Annotated in this window: 20 protein-coding genes; 12 read left to right on the forward strand and 8 right to left on the reverse strand. The window is 45.8% G+C overall.

Annotated features, from left to right (window positions below):
- Positions 1-28 precede the first annotated feature (28 nt).
- Positions 29-2,434 (reverse strand): DUF5686 and carboxypeptidase-like regulatory domain-containing protein, encoded by a 2,406-nt coding sequence (locus tag KYK27_RS06330; RefSeq protein ID WP_199109125.1) that lies wholly within the window; start codon positions 2,432-2,434, stop codon positions 29-31.
- Between the two features lie 118 nt (positions 2,435-2,552).
- Positions 2,553-3,419: a phosphatase PAP2 family protein gene (locus KYK27_RS06335; protein ID WP_233150262.1), complete on the reverse strand. Its 867-nt coding sequence runs from the start codon at positions 3,417-3,419 to the stop codon at positions 2,553-2,555.
- 410 nt (positions 3,420-3,829) lie between these two features.
- On the opposite strand from KYK27_RS06335, the gene ispF reads away from it, so the two are divergent.
- The 3 genes from ispF (at position 3,830) to KYK27_RS06350 (ending at position 7,574) form a co-directional block, all read left to right on the forward strand.
- A complete protein-coding gene (gene ispF, locus KYK27_RS06340) occupies positions 3,830-4,315 on the forward strand; it encodes a 2-C-methyl-D-erythritol 2,4-cyclodiphosphate synthase (protein ID WP_199109126.1) in 486 nt (161 codons plus the stop codon).
- A 33-nt stretch (positions 4,316-4,348) separates the two neighbouring features.
- A complete protein-coding gene (locus tag KYK27_RS06345; RefSeq protein ID WP_199109127.1) occupies positions 4,349-5,998 on the forward strand; it encodes a M28 family peptidase in 1,650 nt (549 codons plus the stop codon).
- A gap of 205 nt (positions 5,999-6,203) precedes the next feature.
- Positions 6,204-7,574 carry a LutB/LldF family L-lactate oxidation iron-sulfur protein gene (locus KYK27_RS06350; protein ID WP_199109128.1) on the forward strand — a complete coding sequence of 457 codons (1,371 nt, stop codon included), beginning with the start codon at positions 6,204-6,206 and terminating at the stop codon, positions 7,572-7,574.
- A 159-nt stretch (positions 7,575-7,733) separates the two neighbouring features.
- On the opposite strand, the gene KYK27_RS06355 is transcribed toward KYK27_RS06350, so the two are convergent.
- Entirely contained in the window at positions 7,734-8,690 is a 957-nt protein-coding gene (locus KYK27_RS06355; RefSeq protein ID WP_199109129.1) for an asparagine synthetase A, read from the reverse strand.
- Between the two features lie 133 nt (positions 8,691-8,823).
- Here KYK27_RS06355 and KYK27_RS06360 point away from each other — a divergent pair, with 133 nt between their 5' ends.
- Positions 8,824-9,309, forward strand: coding sequence for an Lrp/AsnC ligand binding domain-containing protein (locus KYK27_RS06360; protein WP_233150263.1), 486 nt, complete (start codon positions 8,824-8,826; stop codon positions 9,307-9,309).
- A gap of 42 nt (positions 9,310-9,351) precedes the next feature.
- On the opposite strand, the gene KYK27_RS06365 is transcribed toward KYK27_RS06360, so the two are convergent.
- The 4 genes from KYK27_RS06365 to sdaAA all read right to left on the reverse strand — a co-directional run bounded on the left by KYK27_RS06365 (position 9,352) and on the right by sdaAA (position 14,146).
- Positions 9,352-10,611, reverse strand: coding sequence for a pyridoxal phosphate-dependent aminotransferase (locus KYK27_RS06365; protein WP_233150264.1), 1,260 nt, complete (start codon positions 10,609-10,611; stop codon positions 9,352-9,354).
- Between the two features lie 288 nt (positions 10,612-10,899).
- Positions 10,900-12,075: a DUF4407 domain-containing protein gene (locus tag KYK27_RS06370; RefSeq protein ID WP_199109130.1), complete on the reverse strand. Its 1,176-nt coding sequence runs from the start codon at positions 12,073-12,075 to the stop codon at positions 10,900-10,902.
- Between the two features lie 159 nt (positions 12,076-12,234).
- Positions 12,235-12,966 (reverse strand): hypothetical protein, encoded by a 732-nt coding sequence (locus KYK27_RS06375; protein ID WP_199109131.1) that lies wholly within the window; start codon positions 12,964-12,966, stop codon positions 12,235-12,237.
- 274 nt (positions 12,967-13,240) lie between these two features.
- The gene (sdaAA, locus tag KYK27_RS06380; protein WP_199109132.1) at positions 13,241-14,146 is read right to left on the reverse strand and encodes an L-serine ammonia-lyase, iron-sulfur-dependent, subunit alpha; all 906 of its coding nucleotides are present in this window, start codon (positions 14,144-14,146) and stop codon (positions 13,241-13,243) included.
- 78 nt (positions 14,147-14,224) lie between these two features.
- Here sdaAA and KYK27_RS06385 point away from each other — a divergent pair, with 78 nt between their 5' ends.
- The 5 genes from KYK27_RS06385 (at position 14,225) to KYK27_RS06405 (ending at position 17,087) form a co-directional block, all read left to right on the forward strand.
- On the forward strand, positions 14,225-14,365 hold the full coding sequence (locus tag KYK27_RS06385) for a hypothetical protein (RefSeq protein ID WP_199109133.1): 141 nt from the start codon (positions 14,225-14,227) through the stop codon (positions 14,363-14,365).
- Entirely contained in the window at positions 14,349-14,633 is a 285-nt protein-coding gene (locus tag KYK27_RS06390) for an acylphosphatase (RefSeq protein WP_199109134.1), read from the forward strand. The genes KYK27_RS06385 and KYK27_RS06390 overlap by 17 nt, the downstream gene beginning before the upstream one ends.
- 82 nt (positions 14,634-14,715) lie before the next feature.
- The gene (locus KYK27_RS06395) at positions 14,716-15,240 is read left to right on the forward strand and encodes a DUF4365 domain-containing protein (protein ID WP_199109135.1); all 525 of its coding nucleotides are present in this window, start codon (positions 14,716-14,718) and stop codon (positions 15,238-15,240) included.
- Positions 15,240-16,331: a hypothetical protein gene (locus KYK27_RS06400; protein WP_199109136.1), complete on the forward strand. Its 1,092-nt coding sequence runs from the start codon at positions 15,240-15,242 to the stop codon at positions 16,329-16,331. The genes KYK27_RS06395 and KYK27_RS06400 overlap by 1 nt, the downstream gene beginning before the upstream one ends.
- Before the next feature lie 177 nt (positions 16,332-16,508).
- Complete coding sequence (locus KYK27_RS06405) at positions 16,509-17,087, forward strand: DinB family protein (RefSeq protein WP_199109137.1); 579 nt, start codon at positions 16,509-16,511, stop codon at positions 17,085-17,087.
- 193 nt (positions 17,088-17,280) lie between these two features.
- On the opposite strand, the gene KYK27_RS06410 is transcribed toward KYK27_RS06405, so the two are convergent.
- On the reverse strand, positions 17,281-18,693 hold the full coding sequence (locus KYK27_RS06410) for a thioredoxin-like domain-containing protein (protein ID WP_199109138.1): 1,413 nt from the start codon (positions 18,691-18,693) through the stop codon (positions 17,281-17,283).
- Positions 18,694-19,578: 885 nt separating this feature from the next.
- Between KYK27_RS06410 and KYK27_RS06415 the strand changes: the two genes are divergently transcribed.
- The 3 genes from KYK27_RS06415 to KYK27_RS06425 all read left to right on the forward strand — a co-directional run bounded on the left by KYK27_RS06415 (position 19,579) and on the right by KYK27_RS06425 (position 21,318).
- A complete protein-coding gene (locus tag KYK27_RS06415) occupies positions 19,579-20,091 on the forward strand; it encodes an NADH-quinone oxidoreductase subunit A (RefSeq protein WP_199109139.1) in 513 nt (170 codons plus the stop codon).
- A gap of 45 nt (positions 20,092-20,136) precedes the next feature.
- Positions 20,137-20,649 carry an NADH-quinone oxidoreductase subunit NuoB gene (nuoB, locus tag KYK27_RS06420; protein ID WP_317195895.1) on the forward strand — a complete coding sequence of 171 codons (513 nt, stop codon included), beginning with the start codon at positions 20,137-20,139 and terminating at the stop codon, positions 20,647-20,649.
- Positions 20,650-20,721: 72 nt separating this feature from the next.
- A complete protein-coding gene (locus KYK27_RS06425; protein ID WP_199109140.1) occupies positions 20,722-21,318 on the forward strand; it encodes an NADH-quinone oxidoreductase subunit C in 597 nt (198 codons plus the stop codon).
- Positions 21,319-21,423 lie beyond the last annotated feature (105 nt).

The raw sequence follows: 21,423 nt of genomic DNA on the forward strand, positions 1-21,423 counted from the left end.
GCTCGGAAGTATTATTTATAGCCGGATGTTAAAAGGCTATAGTTGCCGTCAGTTTAAACTTCAGGTTGTCTTTGCGTTTGGGCAGCTCGTAAGCGCCGTAGCGGTAAAATACACCCACCCCGATCCCGGAGAAAGCAGAGCTTATTACATTATTCAGCATCAACCCGGATTCAAAAAAGCCTTTCTCCATTGTTTTAACTTGCGGAAGTATAAGCTCAGGCAATTCCTGTTTCAGGTTTCCGTAGCCGATGTTGGTAACCAGAACCACATCCGGTTTAAAAAACTTTGTGCGCAGCAGCCGCTTGCCTAGGTCCTGTTGCAGAAAAAGGGCAGTAAATTTATCTGAAAAGAACTCATACGGAGCCATCGTTTCGAAGCCTTCGCCGGAGTAAACCTCATACTCATCGGAGTAGCTGCCATAGCCGTTATACAGGTTCACGAAGGGTACATCGCCGGTAACCAGACCTGCGGCAAGCGTGAAGTTGCTTTTGCCAAAAGTGCGGTGTAGCAGGCTGCCTTCTAAACGCAGGTCGTATTTGTTGTAACTATAGTTGCCGTTCAGAACACCATCCAGTCCGCGGGTATATTGCAGCCACAACACAGGATATTTGCCGGGCGTAGCCATTGTCTGGTTAAAAAGCTGCATCAGTTGCTCACCATAGGCAAAACGTAAACCCGCTTTTGCCTCTGTAATGGTATAAATTGCCTGTGGCTGATCAAATGCTGCGAACAGGGTTGGCCTGCGTTCTTCCTGCTGTAGTTGGGTGTGTAATTGCAGATAACGCCCTAACCTGCCAGAAAGGCTGACGTGCTGGTGTGTCGTATAATCCAGGTAAGGAAGCAACGGTTGCCGGAGATCAGAGAACAGGTTGGTTTCCCGGAAAGGAAGTCTGCGGCCGCCTGGTTCCAGTACATCTTCCCAGTAAGCAGCCTGGAGCTTTAAATTTGAGGGCTTGTGTAACGTGAATATAGCATCGGCACCATACTTCTGTTCGTCATCCTTAAAACCATACCCCCAATAACCTCCAATGCTGAACCAGTCCAAGAGCTGCTCGTTGGTATGGGCACCAATTCCTAGCCGTACACCTTCAAAATCGCTGACGTGCAATAGCCGGTTTAAATCTAAACTGATGGGGCCAATAGGTAACTTTTTGGTGATCAGATACTCCATGATCCGGATGGAACGGTCGAGGTTCTGGGCTTTGCCTACACTGTCTATAACCGTATAAGTGCGTTGCTCAAAAGTATCCAGGCTATCGTGGCGGTACTGTTGCCAGATGTATTCCGGTTGTTTGTTGGCCAGCGGAGATTGCGATAAAGCGATAGCACCAAAATCACTTTTTTTCAGGTCAGGGCTTAAGTTAATGTTGGTAATATAGGTGCGGATGCGGCCGTACGGTTGATGGCCTTTCATTTCGATCTGCGGAATCGTTATCTCTACATCCAGCTCGGTAGGGAACCAGCGACCCTGCACTTTACTGAATTGTTGCTGCAGTTTTATACCGCTCTTAGCATCGCTGGCCGATTCGGCAATGATGTTCTGTACAGCCCAGCCATCCGAGTTAATGTAAAGCAAACCTTTCAACCCGTTAAAATTGCGCCCTTTCAGCGGGGCAAACGAGATAATAAAAACGGAATCCTGGCCGCTAACAACAGTTTCCTGCAATATAAAATCGTATTTGCGCGTACTGCCCGGGCTGAGCGGACTCAGGTAATTCTTCCCGAAAAAGATGGGCATATCGGCGTAAACAGAAAAGTCGCGGGCTTCGGCGGCAACTATACCAAAACTGGGCTGCTGCAACCCCGATACGCGTGTAGCAACTATAGTTTCCTGGGTGTGGTTGGGTTTCAGGTAAGCAAAGTTGGTCACGCTCTCCATCAGGAACAGGTGTTGCTTTTCCAGTATCTTCTTCATTTTATAATAAGAAGAATCTTTGGCCTCAACTATAAAAGTAGTGTCGCTCAGGTTCAGGTTGCGTGGATCGGTGGCGGTGAGTATAAACTTGTTGTAGGTGCGATAGGTGTAGGCCGGGATATTTTCGGGGCGGTTACGTTCGCGGTTCCGGGTGGCAAGCTCTATAATGCGGTGTGCCGGATTTACTCCTGCCCGAACTATAACTTCGTGTAGCTGCGCTGCCGACGGCTGTAAATACACATCAATTTTACCTGTAGAATCAGGCTGGATAAGCTGCGGCATATAACCCACATAACTGAACCGCAGACTGGTAATGGGCCTGGTGTGGCGCAATCGGAACTGCCCTTCTAAGTTAGTGGTAGTGCCGGTTTCGCCTTGGTTGGCAGCTATGCTTACAAAAGGAAGTTTTTCCCGGGTTTCAGCATCGCGTACTGTGCCGTGCACTTCCTGCACCTGTGCTATAGTTGGTATAGTGGCAAGGCAAAAAAGTAGCAGAAAAAACACGCGTAGTTGTAGCATGCTATAAAGATAATTGTCTGAACCGCAGATTAAAGCTGATTTTTAAGATTAACAGGATCTTTCTGTCAAAAGCAGCCTATACAATCTGGTAAACCGCTGTTGATCTGCGATTCAGGCACTAGAACGTAAGCGACATGCCCATGCCCGGTTTCCCATTTGGCAGCACCGTTGGCGTTATGACAGGGTTGTTTAATCCTTCGTCTTTAAAGAACTTCTCATGTAGCCAGTAAACTGTATTTACGGAAAGTATGCCCACACCGGCACCGGCCAGCACATCAGCCATCCAGTGTTCGTTATTAAGTACGCGCATTACGCCGGTAGCACTGGCTATGGTGTAACTGCCCACACTGATCCACGGGCTTTTATGGCGGAACTCCTTATCAACTATAGTGGCAATGGTAAAAGCGTAAGCCGTGTGGCCAGACGGAAAAGCTGTAGGGTCGCCGTTGGGCCTGTCGATGTTGGTTAGCTTTTTTGTGGGCCAGACTATAGCGGAAGTAAGCGCCCCGGATGCTAAAAGTAAACCTGTTTGCCGGCGGATGTCGTGGCGGTTCTGGGATGAAAAGGCGTTGAAACCATACATGTAAGCCACCGGCAGGAAGAACAGGTAATCATCTACCTTGGTGCTGAAATTTGGCGTGTGCTTATTGCGGCTATCGCGGGCATCGTGACTACTGAAAAAGCCATTGTCCTGTATGGTGTAAATACCTGCCCCGATAAGCGCAGCAGCGGGCAAAACAGCCCTTGTCAGGTAACGTCTGTTGCTGCCTTCGCGCAGCTGTGCTTCGGTAAAGGGCTTTTTCTGCCCGGGGTAAACGGTATCGGCAGGAATAGCGAGCGCAGAATCGGCAGAGAATTTATTTAATGTATCTAAAGCAACGGCCGGTGATTGGCGCTGCAGAATCGAGGCCTGTTGTGCTGCAACCGGGTTTGCCAGCATACCCAGCCAAAGCAGGGGTAACGCAATTAACTTAGTTAGCTTCAAAGTATAAGGTGTTTTTGTAGTAAGAGTATAGTTTCGCAAATTATAGAAATTCTTAAACCTGTCTAGTTACTATAGTTTTTTGAGTTTGGTTTCGGGGAATGTTTATGCCAATAAGTTGGAATCCCGGTATACGTTAGTAACAGAGCAGGCCAGGCAAGTCGTGAACTGACCTTACGAAATTACCCTGTAGCTAAAAACTATCAACCCGGAAGGTGGCAGAAGGTGCACACGTTACCACGTCAATCAACCCTATACTATAGGTGCTGCTTCAGGCAAGTTCTTGCAGCCAATTAAACCATAGCAACCTATACACGTCTAAGAAACCATACCTATACTATAGCAAAACCGTATTTTTCGATTAGATTTACCTTTACGACTTTACGCTTTTCGAAAAGCGCTTACCTATACCTATGAAATTAAAGATCAGAACCGGCTTCGGCTACGATGTGCATCAACTGCAGGAAGGGCTTGACTTTTGGTTGGGCGGCATTAAAATACCACATACGCACGGCGCGCTGGGCCACTCCGATGCCGACGTATTAGTTCATGTTATCTGCGATGCCTTGCTGGGTGCCGCCAACATGCGCGACATCGGCTTCCATTTCTCCGACAAAGACCCGCAATACAAAGGCATCGACAGCAAAGTACTACTGAAAGAAGTGGTGCACCTGCTTTCCCGCGAAGGCTATGAGATCGGCAACATCGACTCTACCATTTGCCTGCAGGAGCCCAAAGTAAATCCGCATATTCCGGAAATGAAAGCGTGCCTGGCTAAAGTAATGGGCATTCCGGAACACGATATTTCTATTAAGGCAACCACTACGGAGCATCTGGGCTTTGTGGGTAAAAAAGAAGGAGTTGCCGCTTTTGCTACTGTACTTATCATCAAACAATAACCTGACTAAACCTTAAACTTCACCTTAAAACAAATGAAACACCTCCATACCTATGGTTTTGTGCTGGCTGCACTACTTGCTTCGGGTTGTGCATCTACCAACAATTCCGCGAAAAGCCCTGAGACCAATGCCGAAAAACTTCGCGCAGCTGCAACCACCTATGGCCAGACCATAACTGCTGCCGATCTCTCAAAGCACCTGAACATTATTGCTTCTGACGAATACGAAGGCCGTAATACCGGCGAGAAAGGTCAGAAAATGGCTGCTGCGTACATTGCCAAAGAGTTTAAAGAAGATGGCTTAACAGGCCCTGTAACTGCCGGCAGCAACCCATATTACCAGACATTTGACCTGGAAAAAAGCCAGTGGGGTGAAGGCCACATTTTAATTGGTGATAAGAAGTTTCTGATGATGCAGGACTTCTTTGTACTTGGCAGCTCTCCTTATCAGACCGAGCAAACTACTGATGTGGTTTTTGCAGGTTATGGTATAGACGATGAAAAGTACTCTGATTATGCTAATGTTGATGTAACCGGCAAAATGGTTGTTGTGCTTGCCGGCGAGCCAAAAGGAAGTAACGGTAACTACCTGATCAGTGGAACTACCAAAGCATCTGACTGGGGCAACGACTATCGTTCCAAGCGTAATGCCGCTACCAAACGCGGTGCCAAAAGCGTGCTTATAGTTACCGGCACATCTGCCGACGAGTTTAACAGTCTTACACAGCGTTATAAGTCTTATGCTTCACGTCCGTCTTTAGGGCTGAAGAGCGAAGGCAAACAGGAAAACGCCGCTGTAATGTTTGTATCACCGGTAGCTGGTGCAGCTTTACTGAACACAACTCCTGAAAAACTACTTGCTTACAGCAGCAATGTGGCCAAAGCTGGCAAACCGGTAGCATCTGCTTTTACAGCGCCAAAAAACGTTAAAGTGGTGACTTCGCGCATTACTACGCCGGTGCCAACCGAAAACGTACTGGGCTTTATTGAAGGCTCTGATAAAAAAGACGAAGTAGTAGTTGTAACAGCGCACTATGACCACGTTGGCATAGAGCAGGATGCACCTGGCGATGACAAGATCTTTAACGGCGCGAACGACGATGGTTCTGGTACAGTAGCTGTAATCGAACTGGCCGAAGCATTTGCACAGGCGAAGAAAGAAGGCAAAGGCCCGCGCCGCAGCATTCTGTTTATGACCGTAACTGCCGAAGAAAAAGGCTTGCTAGGTTCTGAATACTACTCAGAAAACCCGATTTTCCCGCTGGCTAACACGGTGGCTAACGTAAACATCGACATGATCGGCCGCATGGACTTCGACCATGAAAAGCAGAACGACAGCAACTATATTTATGTGATCGGGTCAGACAAGCTTTCTTCAGAGCTGCACTCCATTAACGAAGAGGCGAACCAGAAGTACGTGAACCTGAAGCTTGACTACAAGTTTAACGACGAGAACGATCCGAACCGTTTTTACTACCGTTCAGACCACTATAACTTCGCTAAGAACGGTATTCCGATCATTTTCTACTTTAACGGTGTGCACGCAGATTACCACAAAGCCAGCGACTCAGTAGATAAGATCTTATTCGACAGTGCTGAAAAAGTAGCTCGTTTAGCCTTCTATACTACTTGGGAACTTGCTAACCGCGACAACCGCATTGTAGTAGACAGCAATAAAAAGTAAGCTTTTATAGTTAGAGAGTTTGGGAGTTTAAGAGTTAGAGAAGAATGAGTTAAAGAAGTAAGAATGACAAACAGTTTTCTTATTTCTTGCAAAACTCTTAAACTCACTAACTCCTAAACTCCCAAACTCTTTATACCTTTAAGGGGTTTTTCTTTTTTATAGTTGCGGCAACTATAAATCAGCCAATATAGTAGGCGAAATAGTTATGAGTAAATTAAAGCAGTTTCTGATCGATTCGGAAACAAAGTCATTCGACCAGAACCACCGCGCCACCATCAGGTTTAACATCGGTAAGTACAATGCCGCTGTGCAGCGTGGCCTCACCCAATATTCTGATCACGAACTCGCGCGTGAGCGTGCCTCCTATATAAAAACCAATACCATTAAGGACCTGGACAAGTACCTGATGGAGTTTGAAGCCAATTTTACTGCCCGTGGCGGCAAAGTTATCTGGGCACGCGATGCGCAGGAAGCTTTAAAGGAGATTGGCGAGATCATGAAGCGCAAACGTGCCAAATCTGTTGTTAAATCCAAGTCGATGATAACAGAGGAAATACACATGAACGAGTTCCTGGAAAAGAATGGCGTGGAAGTGGTGGAAACGGACCTTGGCGAATACATTGTGCAGCTGGCTGAGCAACGCCCCTACCATATTGTAACACCGGCTATGCACATGTCTAAAAAAGATATTGCTGAGCTGTTTGTGCGCAAACTTAACATAGCCCCTACCGACGATGCCCAAGAGTTAGTTGGCGTAGCCCGTCGCCTTCTGCGCGATAAATACACATCTGCCGAAATTGGTATAACCGGCGGTAACTTTCTGTTGGCCGATGTGGGCGGCGTAGCTGTAACCGAGAACGAAGGTAACGCCCGCTTATCAACCACCTTCCCCAAAACGCATATTGCTATAGTTGGTATCGAGAAAATGTTGCCGTCTATTATGGACCTGGACCTTTTCTGGCCACTGCTGAGCACCAGCGGAACAGGGCAGAATGTAACCGTTTACAACACCATATTTACCGGTCCGCGCCAGCCAAACGAAAAGGATGGTCCGGAAGAAATGTATGTTATACTGCTGGATAACGGCCGAACGGAATTAATGTCTCACCCTGAGAAGCGTGAAGCCTTAAACTGTATTCGCTGTGGTGCCTGCCTTAACATTTGCCCGGTATACAAAAACATTGGCGGCCATACGTACGAGAGTACTTACAGTGGCCCGATCGGTTCTGTGCTTACGCCGCACTTTAACGGCATGGCCGAGAACAAACACCTGAGCTTTGCCAGTTCGCTGTGCGGTGCCTGTACTTCTGTTTGCCCGGTTAAAATTAATATCCATAACCTGCTGCTGCTTAACCGCAAGCAAAGCGTGGACATGGGCCTTGCCGACAAGCAGGAAAAAACTGCCTTTAAGTTCTGGCTAAAAGCCATGAAGAGCCGCAAACTAATGAACATGGCTCCATCCGGCATCAAGAACTATGTAGTAAAATACATTCTGAAAGATACCTGGAGCAAGCGCCGCGAACCAATGAAGATAGCGCCAAAATCATTTAACCAGCTCTGGAAGGAAAGATCTTAATTGCAGATTGTTGATTTAGAGCTCTATAGTTCAGCACACTTTTCATTCTAATCCTGATTCAGATATAAACAAAACGGCCTGCAAACTATAGCAGGCCGTTTTACTTTACATTATTATCCGGATTATCTCCATTATCAGGGTCGTTCATAAGGCTATAGTTTAAAACATGGAAGCGTGCCCAGGTTTGCGCGGGAACACTGTTACATCATCAATATCTTTGATCTTGCAGATAAAGCGGGTCATGCGCTCCACCCCAAATCCCGCACCGGCTGTTTTGGGTAATAGACCTCTTTTCGCCACTTCCAGGTAGTCCTCAAATATCTCTTTGTTAGCTCCCGTTTCAGCCATGCGTTTCAGTAGTTGCTTATAGTTGTTCTCGCGCTCTGCACCCGATAGGCCTTCTCCAAAACCATTCGGCCATACAAGGTCATAGTTAAAATAAGTGCCCGGTTTCATCTGGTCTTCTTTGTCATAAAACTCGCGCTTGTGGTTCAGTAGCCAGAACGGGGAATCAGACATCCGGGATTGCAGCATTTCATAATCAGGACCTAAGGCAGCTTCTAGCTTCTCGGTGCGGTAAACAGGCCATTTCTCGTATTGTGGCAATAGTTCTCCGCGTAATTTCAGCAGCAGCTCAGGCAATTCAGCGTTCAGGCGTGCAAACACAAAGTTTACCAGGTCCTCCATAAACTCCATCACATAAAAACGGTCCTTGTTCTTAAACTCAAAGTCTATCTGGGTAAACTCGAACAAATGGCGGCCTGTTCCGGCACGGTCTGCAAACTCCAAGCGCACGTTCGGCGACACGATGTAAAGACTATCGAGAGCAGGGTTAAGCAGTGCCAGCTGTTTATGAAAGATCATGGATTTGGTAAGGCTCCAGCGCTTATCGGCATACGGTATGCTGGCATCTGCCACGCCATGGTTAAGCGGGTCTGTAATCGGAGACAGCATCAGCGGCATAAGCTGCGTTAGCCCTTTCCTGAACATAAACTCGTGCGTAGCCCGCACAATGCCCTGCTGCACCTGTAATATCCCTGGCAGGGCAGGCCGGCTCAGGCGGCCCAGCATCTGGTCGATAGCGGTGGGGGTTTCTAAAACTGGTGGTTCCATCATGTTAAACTGGTTTATTGGTTAATAATTTATAAGTGTGAAATGTTAATATTTACACTGCAATTTTAAATAGTTTCCAAGAAACGGTTGATACCAGTGTTATAATTTTAATTTTTATAGGTTTGTATTAAAAATAATGAAATTTAGTGCTGATATTGGCGATATGAATTACCAAATTGATAATCTGGATAAGCAGATTCTGATTTTGCTGATGCAGGATGTGGTGCAGCCTTATACAGAAATTGCAAAGGAATTAGGCGTATCCGGCGGAACGATACATGTGCGGATGCGCAAGCTAACTGAGATGGGTGTGGTAAAAGGTAGCCAGCTTATAGTTGACCCGGCCTCTTTAGGATATGATATCTGTGCGTTTATCGGTGTTTTCCTGGAGAAAGGCTCGGAGTACCGGGAGGCGGTAGAGCAAATGCGGCAGATCCCTGAGATTGTAGAGCTGCACTACACGACGGGCTCTTACAGTATGTTTGCAAAAATTATCTGCCGGGATACAAAACACCTGCGCGAAGTGCTGAACGAAAAACTGCAAACTATAGCCGGCGTGCAACGCACCGAAACATTTATATCGCTGGAAGAAAGCATAAACCGCCAGATAACAATAGAATAAAAAAGGCCTGCTATAGTTAGCAGGCCTTTTTTATAGTTATATTTACTTTAGTTTCTCAAGTGCGGTACGTAATCTGCCAAGGGAATTTTCAATCTCTTCCAGCGAGGCACCACCAACCGATAAACGGAACCAGTTAAGATCAGGCGCTGACCCGAAAGCTGAGAAAGGAACTATAGCCAGCTTTGCTTCTGACAAAATATAGAAGGTAATGTCTTTACTTGTTTGCAGCAGGTCGCCGTTCGGAGTTGTTTTACCGGCCAGGTCCATTTTTACTGATAGGTAAATGGCACCCATCGGCTCAATGGCATCTACAGCGAAACCCTGCTCTTTCAGGTCCTTAAAACCTTTATAAAGCACGTTCAGGCTACGCTGAATTTTGTGCTTCAGTTCGTGCATAAAGCTATACACCTGCTCCGGTTGCTTTAAGTAACGGGCTGTAGCTATCTGTTCGGCTTTTGGAGCCCAGGCACCTACGTGACCAAGTATTGCTTTCATTTTATCCATTACTATAGTTGGGCCATATGCATAACCAACCCGCACGCCGGTAGCAGCAAAGCTCTTCGAAATGCCATCGATATACACCACATAATCGCGCAGCTCAGGGCGCAGGTTAACCGGGTCATAATGTTTGTGCTCGGGCCCGAAGGTCAGCATCCAGTAGATTTGGTCGTATAGTATATAAAGTGGTTTTTCGCCCTCTTTGCGGCTTTTGTTTTCTTCAATTACCAGGTCGCATATTTCCTGCAGGTCCTTTTTAGAGAACATGGTACCCGTCGGGTTAAGCGGGGAGCACAAAGCCAGCATCGTTGCGCCTTTCAGGTGCGGAGCCACATCAGCAGCCGTTGGCATAAAGTTGTTTTCGGCACGGGTCTCTACCATTACCGGTGTTGCGCCCGACAAATGGCAATAGTGGTTATTGTTCCAGGATGGTGTCGGGAAAACTACTTTATCGCCTGGGTCAACCAGGGCAAGGTAGGTGGCATAGATCAGCGGGCGTGAGCCACCAGCTACCAGAATATCGTTTTCCGGGTATTTCAGGCCCAGTTTATCTTCTGTAAAAGCAACTACAGCCTGCCGCAATACAGCCACGCCGTTTGCGGGCGGATAGTTGGTGTGTCCTTCGTTATAAGCCTGGGTTATACCTTCTTTCAGTTCCTGCGGAATAGGATAAATACTTGGGTCAAAGTCCCCGATGGTAAGGTTACAGATCTGTTCTCCACGCGCTATCATGGAGTTTACCTCGCCAGCTACCTTTATAATTTCGGAGCCGATCAGGTTTTGAGCCATTTTTGAAACGGTCATGCTACGTTGGGTTTGGTTACTGCAAGTTACGATTTCCAGAAAAGTATTGCCCACATTACCGGCAAAAAACCTGTAAAAGCCAACCGCCCGGACAAACTGTTTATAGTTTACCCGGGCGGTTAGTTATAGTTTAAGTATAGATAAGATGCTTTTTATCTGCTTGTGTGGTCATCCCCCTGCCCCCTTCAAAGGGGGACTTTATCTGCATAAGTAATTCAACTATAGATTAACGCATTGCTGATTGTCCCCCTTTGAAGGGGGTAGGGGGATGATTTTACGATACCAGAGTTACCACTTATAGTAACCATTCTCTTCGCCATCATTCAGTATTTCGGCGGCAGTGTTGGGGCTGCGGTTGATGTCGGCCATCTTGCGGTTTTTCCAGACAGCTGCCGACTCGCGTACAGTATCCAGGTGCGCATCTGATTTAAGCTTTTCTTCCTCGCGCTTGGCTTCTATTTCAAATTCCTGGCGGGCTGCAAACTTGGCTTCGGCTACGGCGTGGCGGGTATCAAACTGCTTCTGACGTTCGGCTACGCGCTGCATTTCCTGGGTGGTCCGCTCATGTTCTACACCTTTCAGGATATCATCGTAAGGGCCTTTGTTGGTGATCAGTTTTGTAAAGATCGGGGCTGTTTCGAGCATAATGAACAGCAGCGTAATAAAGAATACCGGCAGCCAGGGCAGTTTATTCAGGGCATCAATACGCGCCATCAGTCCATCGTAGTTCGAGAAGCTTTCCTGTCCTTCGTTCACTGTGGCATCATACTGTTTCATCAGGTCGGCAATGCGCTTTTCTTTTACCAGTATCCTGTCGGCGGCGCTGGCTTGCAGCAGTTTCAGCTCTTCGTCTACTTTATCGTACTGGCGTTTTTTCTCTTCGTAAATGGGGCCTTTACCTATTTTACCAGTCCCGCCAGTGCCATCAGACTCGGCAGCTACCAGTTCGTATAGTTTGTTGCGCTCCTTTATTTTAGCTTCTATCTCCGTTCGGATGGCAGTAATCTCACTTTTTACAGAGTCCACTTCGGCAAACTGCTTACCAACCAACGCTTTGTGCTGTATGGCGAGCTCGGCTTGCTTTTCCTTAAGAATTGCCTGTATCTCCTTATCAAATATCTTCAGCTCCAGCGGCTTGGAGATAACCACAGCCAGCACCAAAGCCAGAAAAATACGTGGCGTAACCATCAGCAGCTCTTTCCAGAAGCGGCCTTCTTTACGGATGGTAGAAACTATAAAACGGTCGAGGTTAAAGATAACGGCACCCCACAGCAGACCAAAAGCCACGGCCATTGGTACCGAATCGAAAACAGTGTAAAGGGCATAACCGCCCGAAATGCTGGCCAGCACACCCGTAAACAAAACGGTTGCGCCTACGCCGGCATATTTAATATGCTCCGATTTAGAGCATTTTTCAAGGATGGTGTCGTCGGCGCCGGCGCACCACCAAAAGAAATTTTTCATGTAAATAAGTACCTGTACAGATTAGGACTGACGACAAAACAGCGCCAGTTGTGTTAACGGCCGCAAGTTACTGACTTTTATGCTTTTGAAGCCGTAAATGTGACGAACATCCTGCAAAATGTGATGAAAATGCAGTTAAATCCGCAACAGCAGTCCTGCTTAGTTAAGTTCACCGTTCTCTACCGTTTCGTTCAGCTTTTCGTACAGCAGCAACGAAGCCATAGCACTGGCCAGCACCATACGTGTATCCGGTGTTAATTCGGGCTTCATCCATACTTTCGCACCATTCAACACCTGCACTGCAGCCTGCGCTTCGTTTTCCAATAAGAATTCGTAACCGATAATTTCAGACACGGGCAAATTACTACCTTCAAAATTATAGACCGGTTTCACCGTAAAGGTTGTTTCGCCATTAGATAGTTGTCCCATAAAATCTTCGCGATCCATAGGGTGGCCCGGGTCGGCGGTAATGAAGCGCCAGGCATGGCTTTCAGGGGATGTAAAATAGCTGGCATAATATTCCAGGTTAGGAGCTAATTTGAATTTCCAGCCATCAACATTCAGTGATTTTTTTTGTAAGTCTGCCGCTGCGTAAATGTACCATTTCTGCCCTGCGCTATCCTGCACACTCAACTGGTATCGTTGACTGGCCTCTACATTTTCGTATATGAAGAGCGAAGACCTGGAACTATTACGCCAGCCGCGTTTTACATCCGCTACCTGGTAAGAGCCAATTGAGAATTTGCCATTCGGTTTATAAAACTTTCGACCTTCTATCGGCAGTTCTTCTGCTTCCTGCTGAAAAGAAGACTCAAGCGCCATACGTGGCAAGGTACAGGCAGTAATTGAGAATACTCCGGCAATTGCAGTAAAAAGTAAATATTTCTTCATAACAAGGATTGAATTTGAGAAGGTTATACATAAACTCCAGATAGCTTAACAGCTTCAAATCCTATGCCTTAAAATCTATATTATAACCCCTTAAAGTTTAATCCTTGAAAGTTTATATATTAAATTACAATATTTGCCCCTGGATGAATCTTCCTGATAAAAGTTTATAAAAAAGGGCAGAGAACCATGCGGCTCACTACCCTTTCTAACTTTCAGACGCAAAATATTGTGTCTCTACATAATTCTTAAACTCTCTAACTCTTAAACTCCCAAACTACACCGCGTCTTCGTCAGGCAATATTTCCACATCCTGCACCAGTACAAAGTTTTCGATTTCGCGTGCTCTTGGGGTGTTGGCCAGTCCGCCTTCGGCAGTTTCCTTGTATTTGCGTTCCATGCTTTCGCCTACTTCGCCGAGAGCTGCCACGCATTGGTCTACAGGTATAACAGGGTCTACGCCGGCAATGGCCAGCTGCGACGATGAATACGCAATAGCAGCCGCGCTGGCGTTACGAACAATGCAAGGTACTTCTACCAGTCCGGCTACTGGGTCGCACACCAGGCCAAGCATACATTGTATGGTTATAGCAACGGCATTAAAAACCTGATCTACGTTACCGCCGAGGCAGTAAACAATACCTCCGGCAGCCATAGCAGCAGCACTTCCGGTTTCGGCCTGGCAACCGCCTACGGCACCGGCCAGTGAAGCGTTCTGCTCAATAATAAGCGCAATGCCGGCTGCCACCAGCAGGGCTTCGTGTATCTTTCTGTCCTCCAGGCCATGCAGGTCCTGCAGGGTGGTAAAGGTGCCAGGCAAAATACCCGACGCACCCGCCGTAGGAGCAGCCACCACGCGGCCCATGCACGAGTTTACTTCTTTAGCGCCGAGAGCCCGCGACACCAGCATCTGAAACTCTGGCGACAATACGGTTACCGGCGAGTTGGCTACTTTTTTAGCGCTGTTATTCACCATGCCCGAGCGTGAGGTCATGTTTTCGGTGAGGCCGGTCTTAACGGCATCCTTCATCACTTCGTACGCTTTGGCAATATTTTCCCAGATAAATTCTTCGGTTCGGCCCTTCTGCTCAATTTCGTATTCGAGTACAGCCTGATATAGTGGTTCGCCGGTTTCAGCGCAATGCTTTTGCCAGCTCTTAAAATCGTTGAATAATAATGACATACGTATTTCCTTTTATGTATCTGCCACCTTAACAGCAGGGCGTTAAAGATAATTTAAATTTCAGGAACGCCCTATAGTTTGCGCCCATACTATAACAACAGCGAGGGGCTGTTTTGTTCTGAGCAGCACTTGGTATTGTTTACGCAAACCAGCGGTTTGTTCCTGCGTTACTCATCAGGTACACCAGGCGCAACTATAAACTATGAGCAGCAACTATAAACATGTATCCATGAAGATCTTCGGAAAAGTACAGGGCGTGTTTTTCAGGGCCAGCACCCAGGAGAAAGCCGAAGAGTTAGGCCTGACCGGTTTTGTGCAGAACGAACCTGATGGTACCGTTTACTTAGAAGCCGAAGGCAATCCCGAAACTATAAAACAACTGGAAGCCTGGGCGCATAAAGGCCCAAGCCGTGCGAGAGTTGAGAAAGTGGAAGTGAAGGAGTTAGGTGAGTTGGAAGGTTTTGAGAAGTTTGAGCAGCGGAGGTGAAAACATATAAAATATTCTATATTAGTTTTAAACGAATAATTTATATTTCTTCACGTATTGGACGTTAATATTTGAAGGCAAAATGACAGAGCAAGATATTATGGAGGAGCTATCTAAAGGTTATCTTGAAATGATAGCTAATAGGAGTGGCTACTTCAATTCTTGTGGTAGAGATTATGGTACTGACCTTACAATTCGTAAGGCAAGAGTATGTCCTACAAGGAAAAGATATTTAACTCAGGGTAAGGCTATAGATATTCAAATCAAAGCTACCTTAGAGCATAATGTTAGACACCTTACTGATTCATCCAAACCGTTCATAAAGTTTGATTTAGAATCAAAAAACTACAATGATTTAGTTGAGAGGAGTAGAGAAAATGGAGCATTTATCCCTTTATATTTAGTTGTTTTTATTCTCCCACAGGAAAGAGAGACTTGGTTAAAGTTAACTTCAGAAGAACTTGTAATAAAGAAATGTGCCTATTGGTATCAAATTCAAAGTGATGCTGAACTAAGTAGTAATACAAGCACTGTTACTATAGCTGTACCTAAAACTAATATCGTCTGTACTAACTTCTATGATACACTTTTTACTCAATTGAACTGATGGAGTATAAAAGCAAATATATTATTGATTTCTTTGAATCAAGAGGCTGGGAGCAGAATAATGAAGGTAACTTATTTTTATCCCTCACCCCTCCACACTACCTAGGCCTTCCTCAAGACTATTTATTAGAAGTTCCTAAAGATGACCAGAAGCCAGGGTTCGCTAAATATATTGATAATATTCTTCCATTATTAAATGATATACACAATGATCATTTAAATGAGGATGATCTTAAAACCATCTTCTCTACACAGGATTCTATTGTAAACTTTAGGATTATAGATACCGATACTGAAGATGGAAGTATTCAATTTCAACGTTTCATCGATTCTTTAGAATCAATAAAGAAAATATTCTCACAGGTAGTTACTTATGTAGCCTCTAATAAACTGATTTTTGGACAAGCGAAGCAAGAAGTTGGAGCATTCCTTAAAAGCTGTAGAGCTCTACAGACTCAAAAGGGTAGTTTTGTCACAAAGTTTGAAATACCTAACGTAGAATTATTTACAACAATCAATAAAATTAATACAGGAGAAATTAATGTTAAACTTTTTGACACAATTGACTTCATTAAACATGAGATTTTTATAAGTAAAAATATACCAGAGATCACTGATAGTTATTTGGTTGATAATCTGCAGAATATAAACGTTGAATTATTCCAGTCTATAAGAGACTTTTACAAAAAATCACACATTAACAACGCAGAGTTTCAATTAAATTCTAACTACCAATATAGAGAGATATTAACTGAGAGAGTGCAACCTCGCATTAAGTATCTTGATCACTACATTAAGTCCTTAAAACAATACCTCTTAACGAGACAACCATTAGAAGCTGTCGGCTATGTAAGAAAGTTGTCATCACTCTCTCCTCTCCATTCTAATAGAAATGAAGTCTTTATTGAAGCAGAAATTGCTAACAACAAAGAAACTATAAAAGTAACGCTGGATAGTGAAAATTATGCACAAGCTTTAGAAGCTCACAGAAATGAATGGCCAATTAAGGTCGTAGGTATGGCCCAGCAAACTAAAAAGATGTATTTTATTTCAGATTTAGAATCTTTTGTAATTTACAGCTCGAACGAATAGTCCTCTTTTAAAGCTCCGACCCCTTCTCGAGCAAAGCCCAGAAAAAAATACCGCTTTGTACCTGCGCTTGTCGCCTGAAACACTGAGCTGCGGTAAAGTATAGTATTTGATTCCGGTCAAGGATTAGCACTTATAACCTGCTGTACCTTTGTAGTGTAAACTATAAAACCATAACGCATGACTACTTTAGAGCAACTTTCGCAAACCAATAGCCAGCTGCAGCAAACTATAGTAAATGAGTTTTCGGCACTGGATCTTGCTGCTCTGAACTATAAGCCTACCCCCGAAAGCTGGAGCATACTGGAGTGCCTGGAGCACCTTAACCGCTACAGCCAATACTATAACCCAGCCCTTGCCAGGGCTATTGCCGATAACTCCGATGGCAGCAATGTAACTAGCATTACCTATAGTTGGTTAGGTAAGAAGTCGCTGGACATAGTGCGCCCGCAGAATGGCAAAAAGCACAAAACAGTAAAGCACATGAATCCTGCTAACAGTACTTTAGGCCTGGCAACTATAGAAGCATTTCTAAAGCATCAGCAGGAACTACAAAGTCTGCTGCAAGCCGCTAAAAACTCCAACCTGAACAAAAAAGCCATCCCTGTCGAATTCTTTAAGCTACTTAAAATGCGTATCGGCGAAACGCTGGAATTTATAGTTATGCACCAGGAACGCCACGTACAGCAGGCTTTAAGAGTGAAACAGCAGGCAGTCTATAGTGAAGGCAGCAGCCTGAGTTTGATTGCTGGTTGTTAATTGTTGATTGTTAGTCATTAATGCTTACAGCACTATTACACCTGTCATTTCGAGCCAAAGCGAGAAATCTATTTAGAATTTAAGATAGATCTCTCATTACATTCGAGATGACAAGGTAAGCTATAGCAGATCAAGTCACTCTTTGAAGGGGGTTTGGAGGATGACAACGTTGCAGGATAACAATCAATAATTATCAACCAACTATAACTTCTTCCTTTTCGCCGGTATTCAGGTCTATTTTAAAGAGCTGGTGGCTGTTGGTGCTGGTTACCCATAGTTTGCCGTTCAGGAAGATGAGGTCGTTGGGTTCGTGGAGACCTTTGGCTAAGGTGTGGATGCGTTTACGACTCAGGTCGAGCACTTTTACTTTACCATTGTAGGTATCGGCAATGTACACGTCGCTGTCTATTATCTCTACGCCCACGCAATGCTGCAGCAGCGCATCATCCACGTCACCATCCACATCCCCGAAATCGAACAAGCCTCTGCCAAGCGGTGTGCGAACTATACCGGTACTTAAATTTATAGATCGGATAGCGCTGGCTTCGGCGTCAGCTACAAATAATACATCCCCGCTTATAGCCAATCCGCTGGGCTGGTTAAAAGCCGCTTCGAGCAGATGTCCGTCTGTAAGGGCTTCGCGGCCGGAGCCAGCAAAGCGATATATTTTACCGGTTTCGAGGTCCATGCGCAGTACCTGGTGGTTGCCGGCGCTGGCAATAAACATATTTTGCCCGTGAATAAGCAGGTCCCAGGGGCTGTTCGAATTTACAGGTTCGCTATCCTTCTCATCCAGAAAATAATACTCCAGTTCGCCGGTACCTGCTGCAGTTGTTACCATTCTATGTTTCAGGTCTACCTTCCGGATAGCGTTGTTTTTGGCATCGGCAATGTAAAGTGTATCGTCAAGCAGGACCAGTCCGTGAGGCTCGTAAAAAGTCGAATCGGCATAGCCGCCGTTGTTAAAGCCCTGCTCTCCACTGCCAATTATCTCCAGTATTTTACCCTGTTGGTTTAGCTTTAAAACCCGATTGTGCCCGCTGTCAGAAAGGTAAATATTGCCCTCGTTGTCGCTGATGAGTTTGGATGGAAAGGATAAAATAGTGCTTTCGCTATGCTCCACGTGGAAACGGACAGGCTCATAGTTCAGCGATTCTTTAAATTCACCTTTCAGTCGCTGGATGTACGGGTGCACCGTATCGTAAACACTTTCGCCGGCATGTTGCCCTACCACTTTGCCGTTCGGGTCTATCAAGACTATAGTTGGCCAGGCTTTTATCCCGTACTGGTCCCATAGTTTATAGTCTGCATCGTTCACGACCGGGTGCTCAATCCCGAATTTCCGGATAGCCTGCTTTATAGTTTCGCTTTGCTTTTCGGCGTCAAACTTAGCTGAGTGCACACCAATCACCACCAGCACATCTGCAAATTCTTCCTCCAGGCGTTTCAGGTCGGGCACAATATGCTGGCAGTTAATACAGCCGAATGTCCAGAAATCCAGCAGCACAATTTTGCCTCGTAAGTCTTTAATTGACCAGTCACGGTCAGTATTCAGCCAGCCGTAGGCTGTAGTTAAATCCGGAGCATTTACGCGGCCTGTCAGCATGGTTTATAGTTTGATCTTTGAGTTTATAATTACCGGGTTAGAAGTTTAAAGGTTATTATTGATTTAGGAGTGGGTGGAGTCCTTGCTAGCAGTTTATTACAGTTTCCTTTCTTCTGTCATTTCGACCGCAGTGAGAAATCTATCCCAGCTTTAAGTCGAAGTCAGTCACAAATGGAATGAAGCTATCCTTTCAAACTTTCTTTCATCCTGGGAGCTCTAGGTACCTATAGTTGTCATAGCTGGCTTTGGTGCCCTCATGGCCGGGAGGCCTCGTCTTCGGGCATCGCGCTGCGCGAATCTCTTTTGCTCGTGCCTCGCAATGCCCTACAGGCACCAGATATTCACAAGGCGCTCAACCCAAAGACTGAAATCAGTTCGATAGCTATCTTTATAGTTTGATTTGAATAGTTATAGTTGCATCGCTTGATCTTGGCTATACTTTCGAGGAGACAGGTAAACCTGTCCTACCTTGAGTTGTAACTATAGCACTATAGTTTAGAAATTGGTAAAATCAGAATTGTCCCCTTGAGTGGACTACAGGGGTGTTAAAACAGCAACTACAGAACTATAAAGTAAACTATAGCAATGTCTTAAAAGCTCCACGCCTTAGGCAAGGAGGGGATAAAGGGGTGGTTGAACCACGCTAACTATAGAACATCATCCTAAACTATAACTATAGCCAAAATCCCCTCTCCTGAGAGGGGCTTGGATTTTTACTTCCTACCCGAGACACTAGCAAGAACTTCACACGCCGCCAGATCTTAAGCCTGACAATCTTAAAATCCTGTAAATCCTGATCCGGACAAATACCTCTCTCCTGTGAATTTAAACCAGCGCGGGCGGGATAATTTATTTTATCGTAAATTTGTGTAAACACGGCTAACTATGGCGGAAACCTATGCTTCAGATTTCGGAACGATCCTGCTTTTCCTGGTAGGTGGGGCCATTTTTGTGGTTATCGGCCTGCTTACAGCAAAGATGATTCGCCCGAACCGGCCAAATGCTGAGAAGCTGACGACCTACGAATCGGGGGAAGAACCTATTGGCAACTCGTGGGTGCAGTTTAACCCGCGCTTTTACGTAGTGGCGCTGATCTTCATTATTTTCGATGTAGAGCTGGCCTTCCTGTTTCCGTGGGCAACGGTGTTTGGGCGCAGAGACCTGATAGAGGCCACTGATGGCATGTGGGGTTGGTTCTCGCTGATCGAGATGTTTATTTTTATCGGTATACTGGTATTAGGCTTAGCGTATGCCTGGGCAAAGGGCCACCTCGACTGGATAAAACCTGCCCCGATTATCCCGAAGAGCCGCTCAAAAATACCTGCCGAACTATACCAGCGCGTAAACGAGCGGAAATATAACAGTAGCAAAGCAGATAAGGCACCAACGACCGACTAACTATAGTTTATTCATTACTAATTCATCATTACTCATTTAAAACCTGTGGATAAAACCGGAGAAGGCGGCATTGTAATTACCAAGCTGGACGACCTGCTGAACTGGGCGCGACTAACCTCGCTGTTCCCGATGGGTTTTGGCCTGGCTTGCTGTGCTATTGAAATGATGGGTGCCTACGCGTCGGGTTATGACCTGGACCGTTTCGGCATTATACCGCGAGCTTCTCCGAGGCAATCTGATGTAATGATTGTGGCTGGTACTGTTACTTTTAAAATGGCTGACCGCGTTCGTCGCCTGTACGAGCAGATGCCGGAGCCACGTTACGTAATCTCGATGGGAAGTTGCTCTAATTGCGGTGGCCCATACTGGGAGCACGGTTACCATGTAGTTAAAGGCGTAGACCGTATTATACCAGTGGATGTATATGTGCCTGGTTGCCCGCCTCGCCCTGAAGCATTGATCGGCGGTTTCCTGAAACTACAGGAGATCATCCGCCAGGAAACAATACGTGCTCCAAGAGCCGTGCAGCAGATTATGGCAAAACGAATGAGTGTATAATGGTGGATGTGTAATTAGAATTCTTACTTTACGGTTATTACTCATTAATCATTCCTGATTAATAATTAAGATATGGAGTTTGCGGAATTACAGGATTTTATAGTTGCGAAGTTTGGTGCTGAGGTTATAGTTGCCGAAAAGGCCGATGGGCTGCAGCCTTACCTGGTGCTGCAAACTGAGCGCCTTGCTGATGTATGCCTGGAGCTACACGACAACGAACAAACCTACTTCGATTTTCTTTCCTGCATTACTGGCATAGATAACGGCCCCGAAGCCGGAACTATGGAAGTTGCCTATAACCTGTATTCCATTCCTTATGATCATCGCCTTACGCTAAAAGTACAGGTGCCGCGTAATATCGAAAACGAACCTATACCTGCTGTACCAACTATAAGCCACATCTGGCGCACCGCCGACTGGCAGGAACGTGAAATATTTGACCTGCTGGGCATCTACTTTACCAACCACCCTGACATGCGCCGCATCCTTTGCGCCGCCGACTGGGAAGGCCACCCGCTCCGCAAAGACTATAAACTGCAGGATTACTACCACGGCATAAAAGTACCCTACGACGACCATAATGAGAACAGTGGCTTCCGTGGTGAACCAATCAAGCTTACCAACCACCCACACGAGCAATTCCCGGACATGCGGGAAAAACCGGAGTAGGTTTGTAGTTTACCCATTTCTGCCATAGATAGCCTTTGCTATAGTTGTGCCTATAGTTTTATAGTTAGCCTATTCTACCGCAAGTTTTCAACTTGTGGTTTTATT

Origin of the sequence: Pontibacter populi, from assembly GCF_019336435.1 — a bacterium.
Taxonomy (GTDB): Bacteria; Bacteroidota; Bacteroidia; order Cytophagales; family Hymenobacteraceae; genus Pontibacter; species Pontibacter humidus.

Coding starts and splice junctions, on each gene's coding strand:
- KYK27_RS06400 (WP_199109136.1), top strand. CDS start 15,240: ATGGAGTATAAAAGCAAATATATTATTGATTTCTTTGAATCAAGAGGC.
- sdaAA (WP_199109132.1), bottom strand. CDS start 14,146: ATGTCATTATTATTCAACGATTTTAAGAGCTGGCAAAAGCATTGCGCT.
- KYK27_RS06365 (WP_233150264.1), bottom strand. CDS start 10,611: ATGACCGTTTCAAAAATGGCTCAAAACCTGATCGGCTCCGAAATTATA.
- KYK27_RS06410 (WP_199109138.1), bottom strand. CDS start 18,693: ATGCTGACAGGCCGCGTAAATGCTCCGGATTTAACTACAGCCTACGGC.
- ispF (WP_199109126.1), top strand. CDS start 3,830: ATGAAATTAAAGATCAGAACCGGCTTCGGCTACGATGTGCATCAACTG.
- KYK27_RS06355 (WP_199109129.1), bottom strand. CDS start 8,690: ATGATGGAACCACCAGTTTTAGAAACCCCCACCGCTATCGACCAGATG.
- KYK27_RS06375 (WP_199109131.1), bottom strand. CDS start 12,966: ATGAAGAAATATTTACTTTTTACTGCAATTGCCGGAGTATTCTCAATT.
- KYK27_RS06345 (WP_199109127.1), top strand. CDS start 4,349: ATGAAACACCTCCATACCTATGGTTTTGTGCTGGCTGCACTACTTGCT.
- KYK27_RS06405 (WP_199109137.1), top strand. CDS start 16,509: ATGACTACTTTAGAGCAACTTTCGCAAACCAATAGCCAGCTGCAGCAA.
- KYK27_RS06350 (WP_199109128.1), top strand. CDS start 6,204: ATGAGTAAATTAAAGCAGTTTCTGATCGATTCGGAAACAAAGTCATTC.
- KYK27_RS06415 (WP_199109139.1), top strand. CDS start 19,579: ATGGCGGAAACCTATGCTTCAGATTTCGGAACGATCCTGCTTTTCCTG.
- KYK27_RS06395 (WP_199109135.1), top strand. CDS start 14,716: ATGACAGAGCAAGATATTATGGAGGAGCTATCTAAAGGTTATCTTGAA.
- KYK27_RS06370 (WP_199109130.1), bottom strand. CDS start 12,075: ATGAAAAATTTCTTTTGGTGGTGCGCCGGCGCCGACGACACCATCCTT.
- KYK27_RS06390 (WP_199109134.1), top strand. CDS start 14,349: ATGAGCAGCAACTATAAACATGTATCCATGAAGATCTTCGGAAAAGTA.
- KYK27_RS06425 (WP_199109140.1), top strand. CDS start 20,722: ATGGAGTTTGCGGAATTACAGGATTTTATAGTTGCGAAGTTTGGTGCT.
- KYK27_RS06330 (WP_199109125.1), bottom strand. CDS start 2,434: ATGCTACAACTACGCGTGTTTTTTCTGCTACTTTTTTGCCTTGCCACT.
- KYK27_RS06360 (WP_233150263.1), top strand. CDS start 8,824: ATGAAATTTAGTGCTGATATTGGCGATATGAATTACCAAATTGATAAT.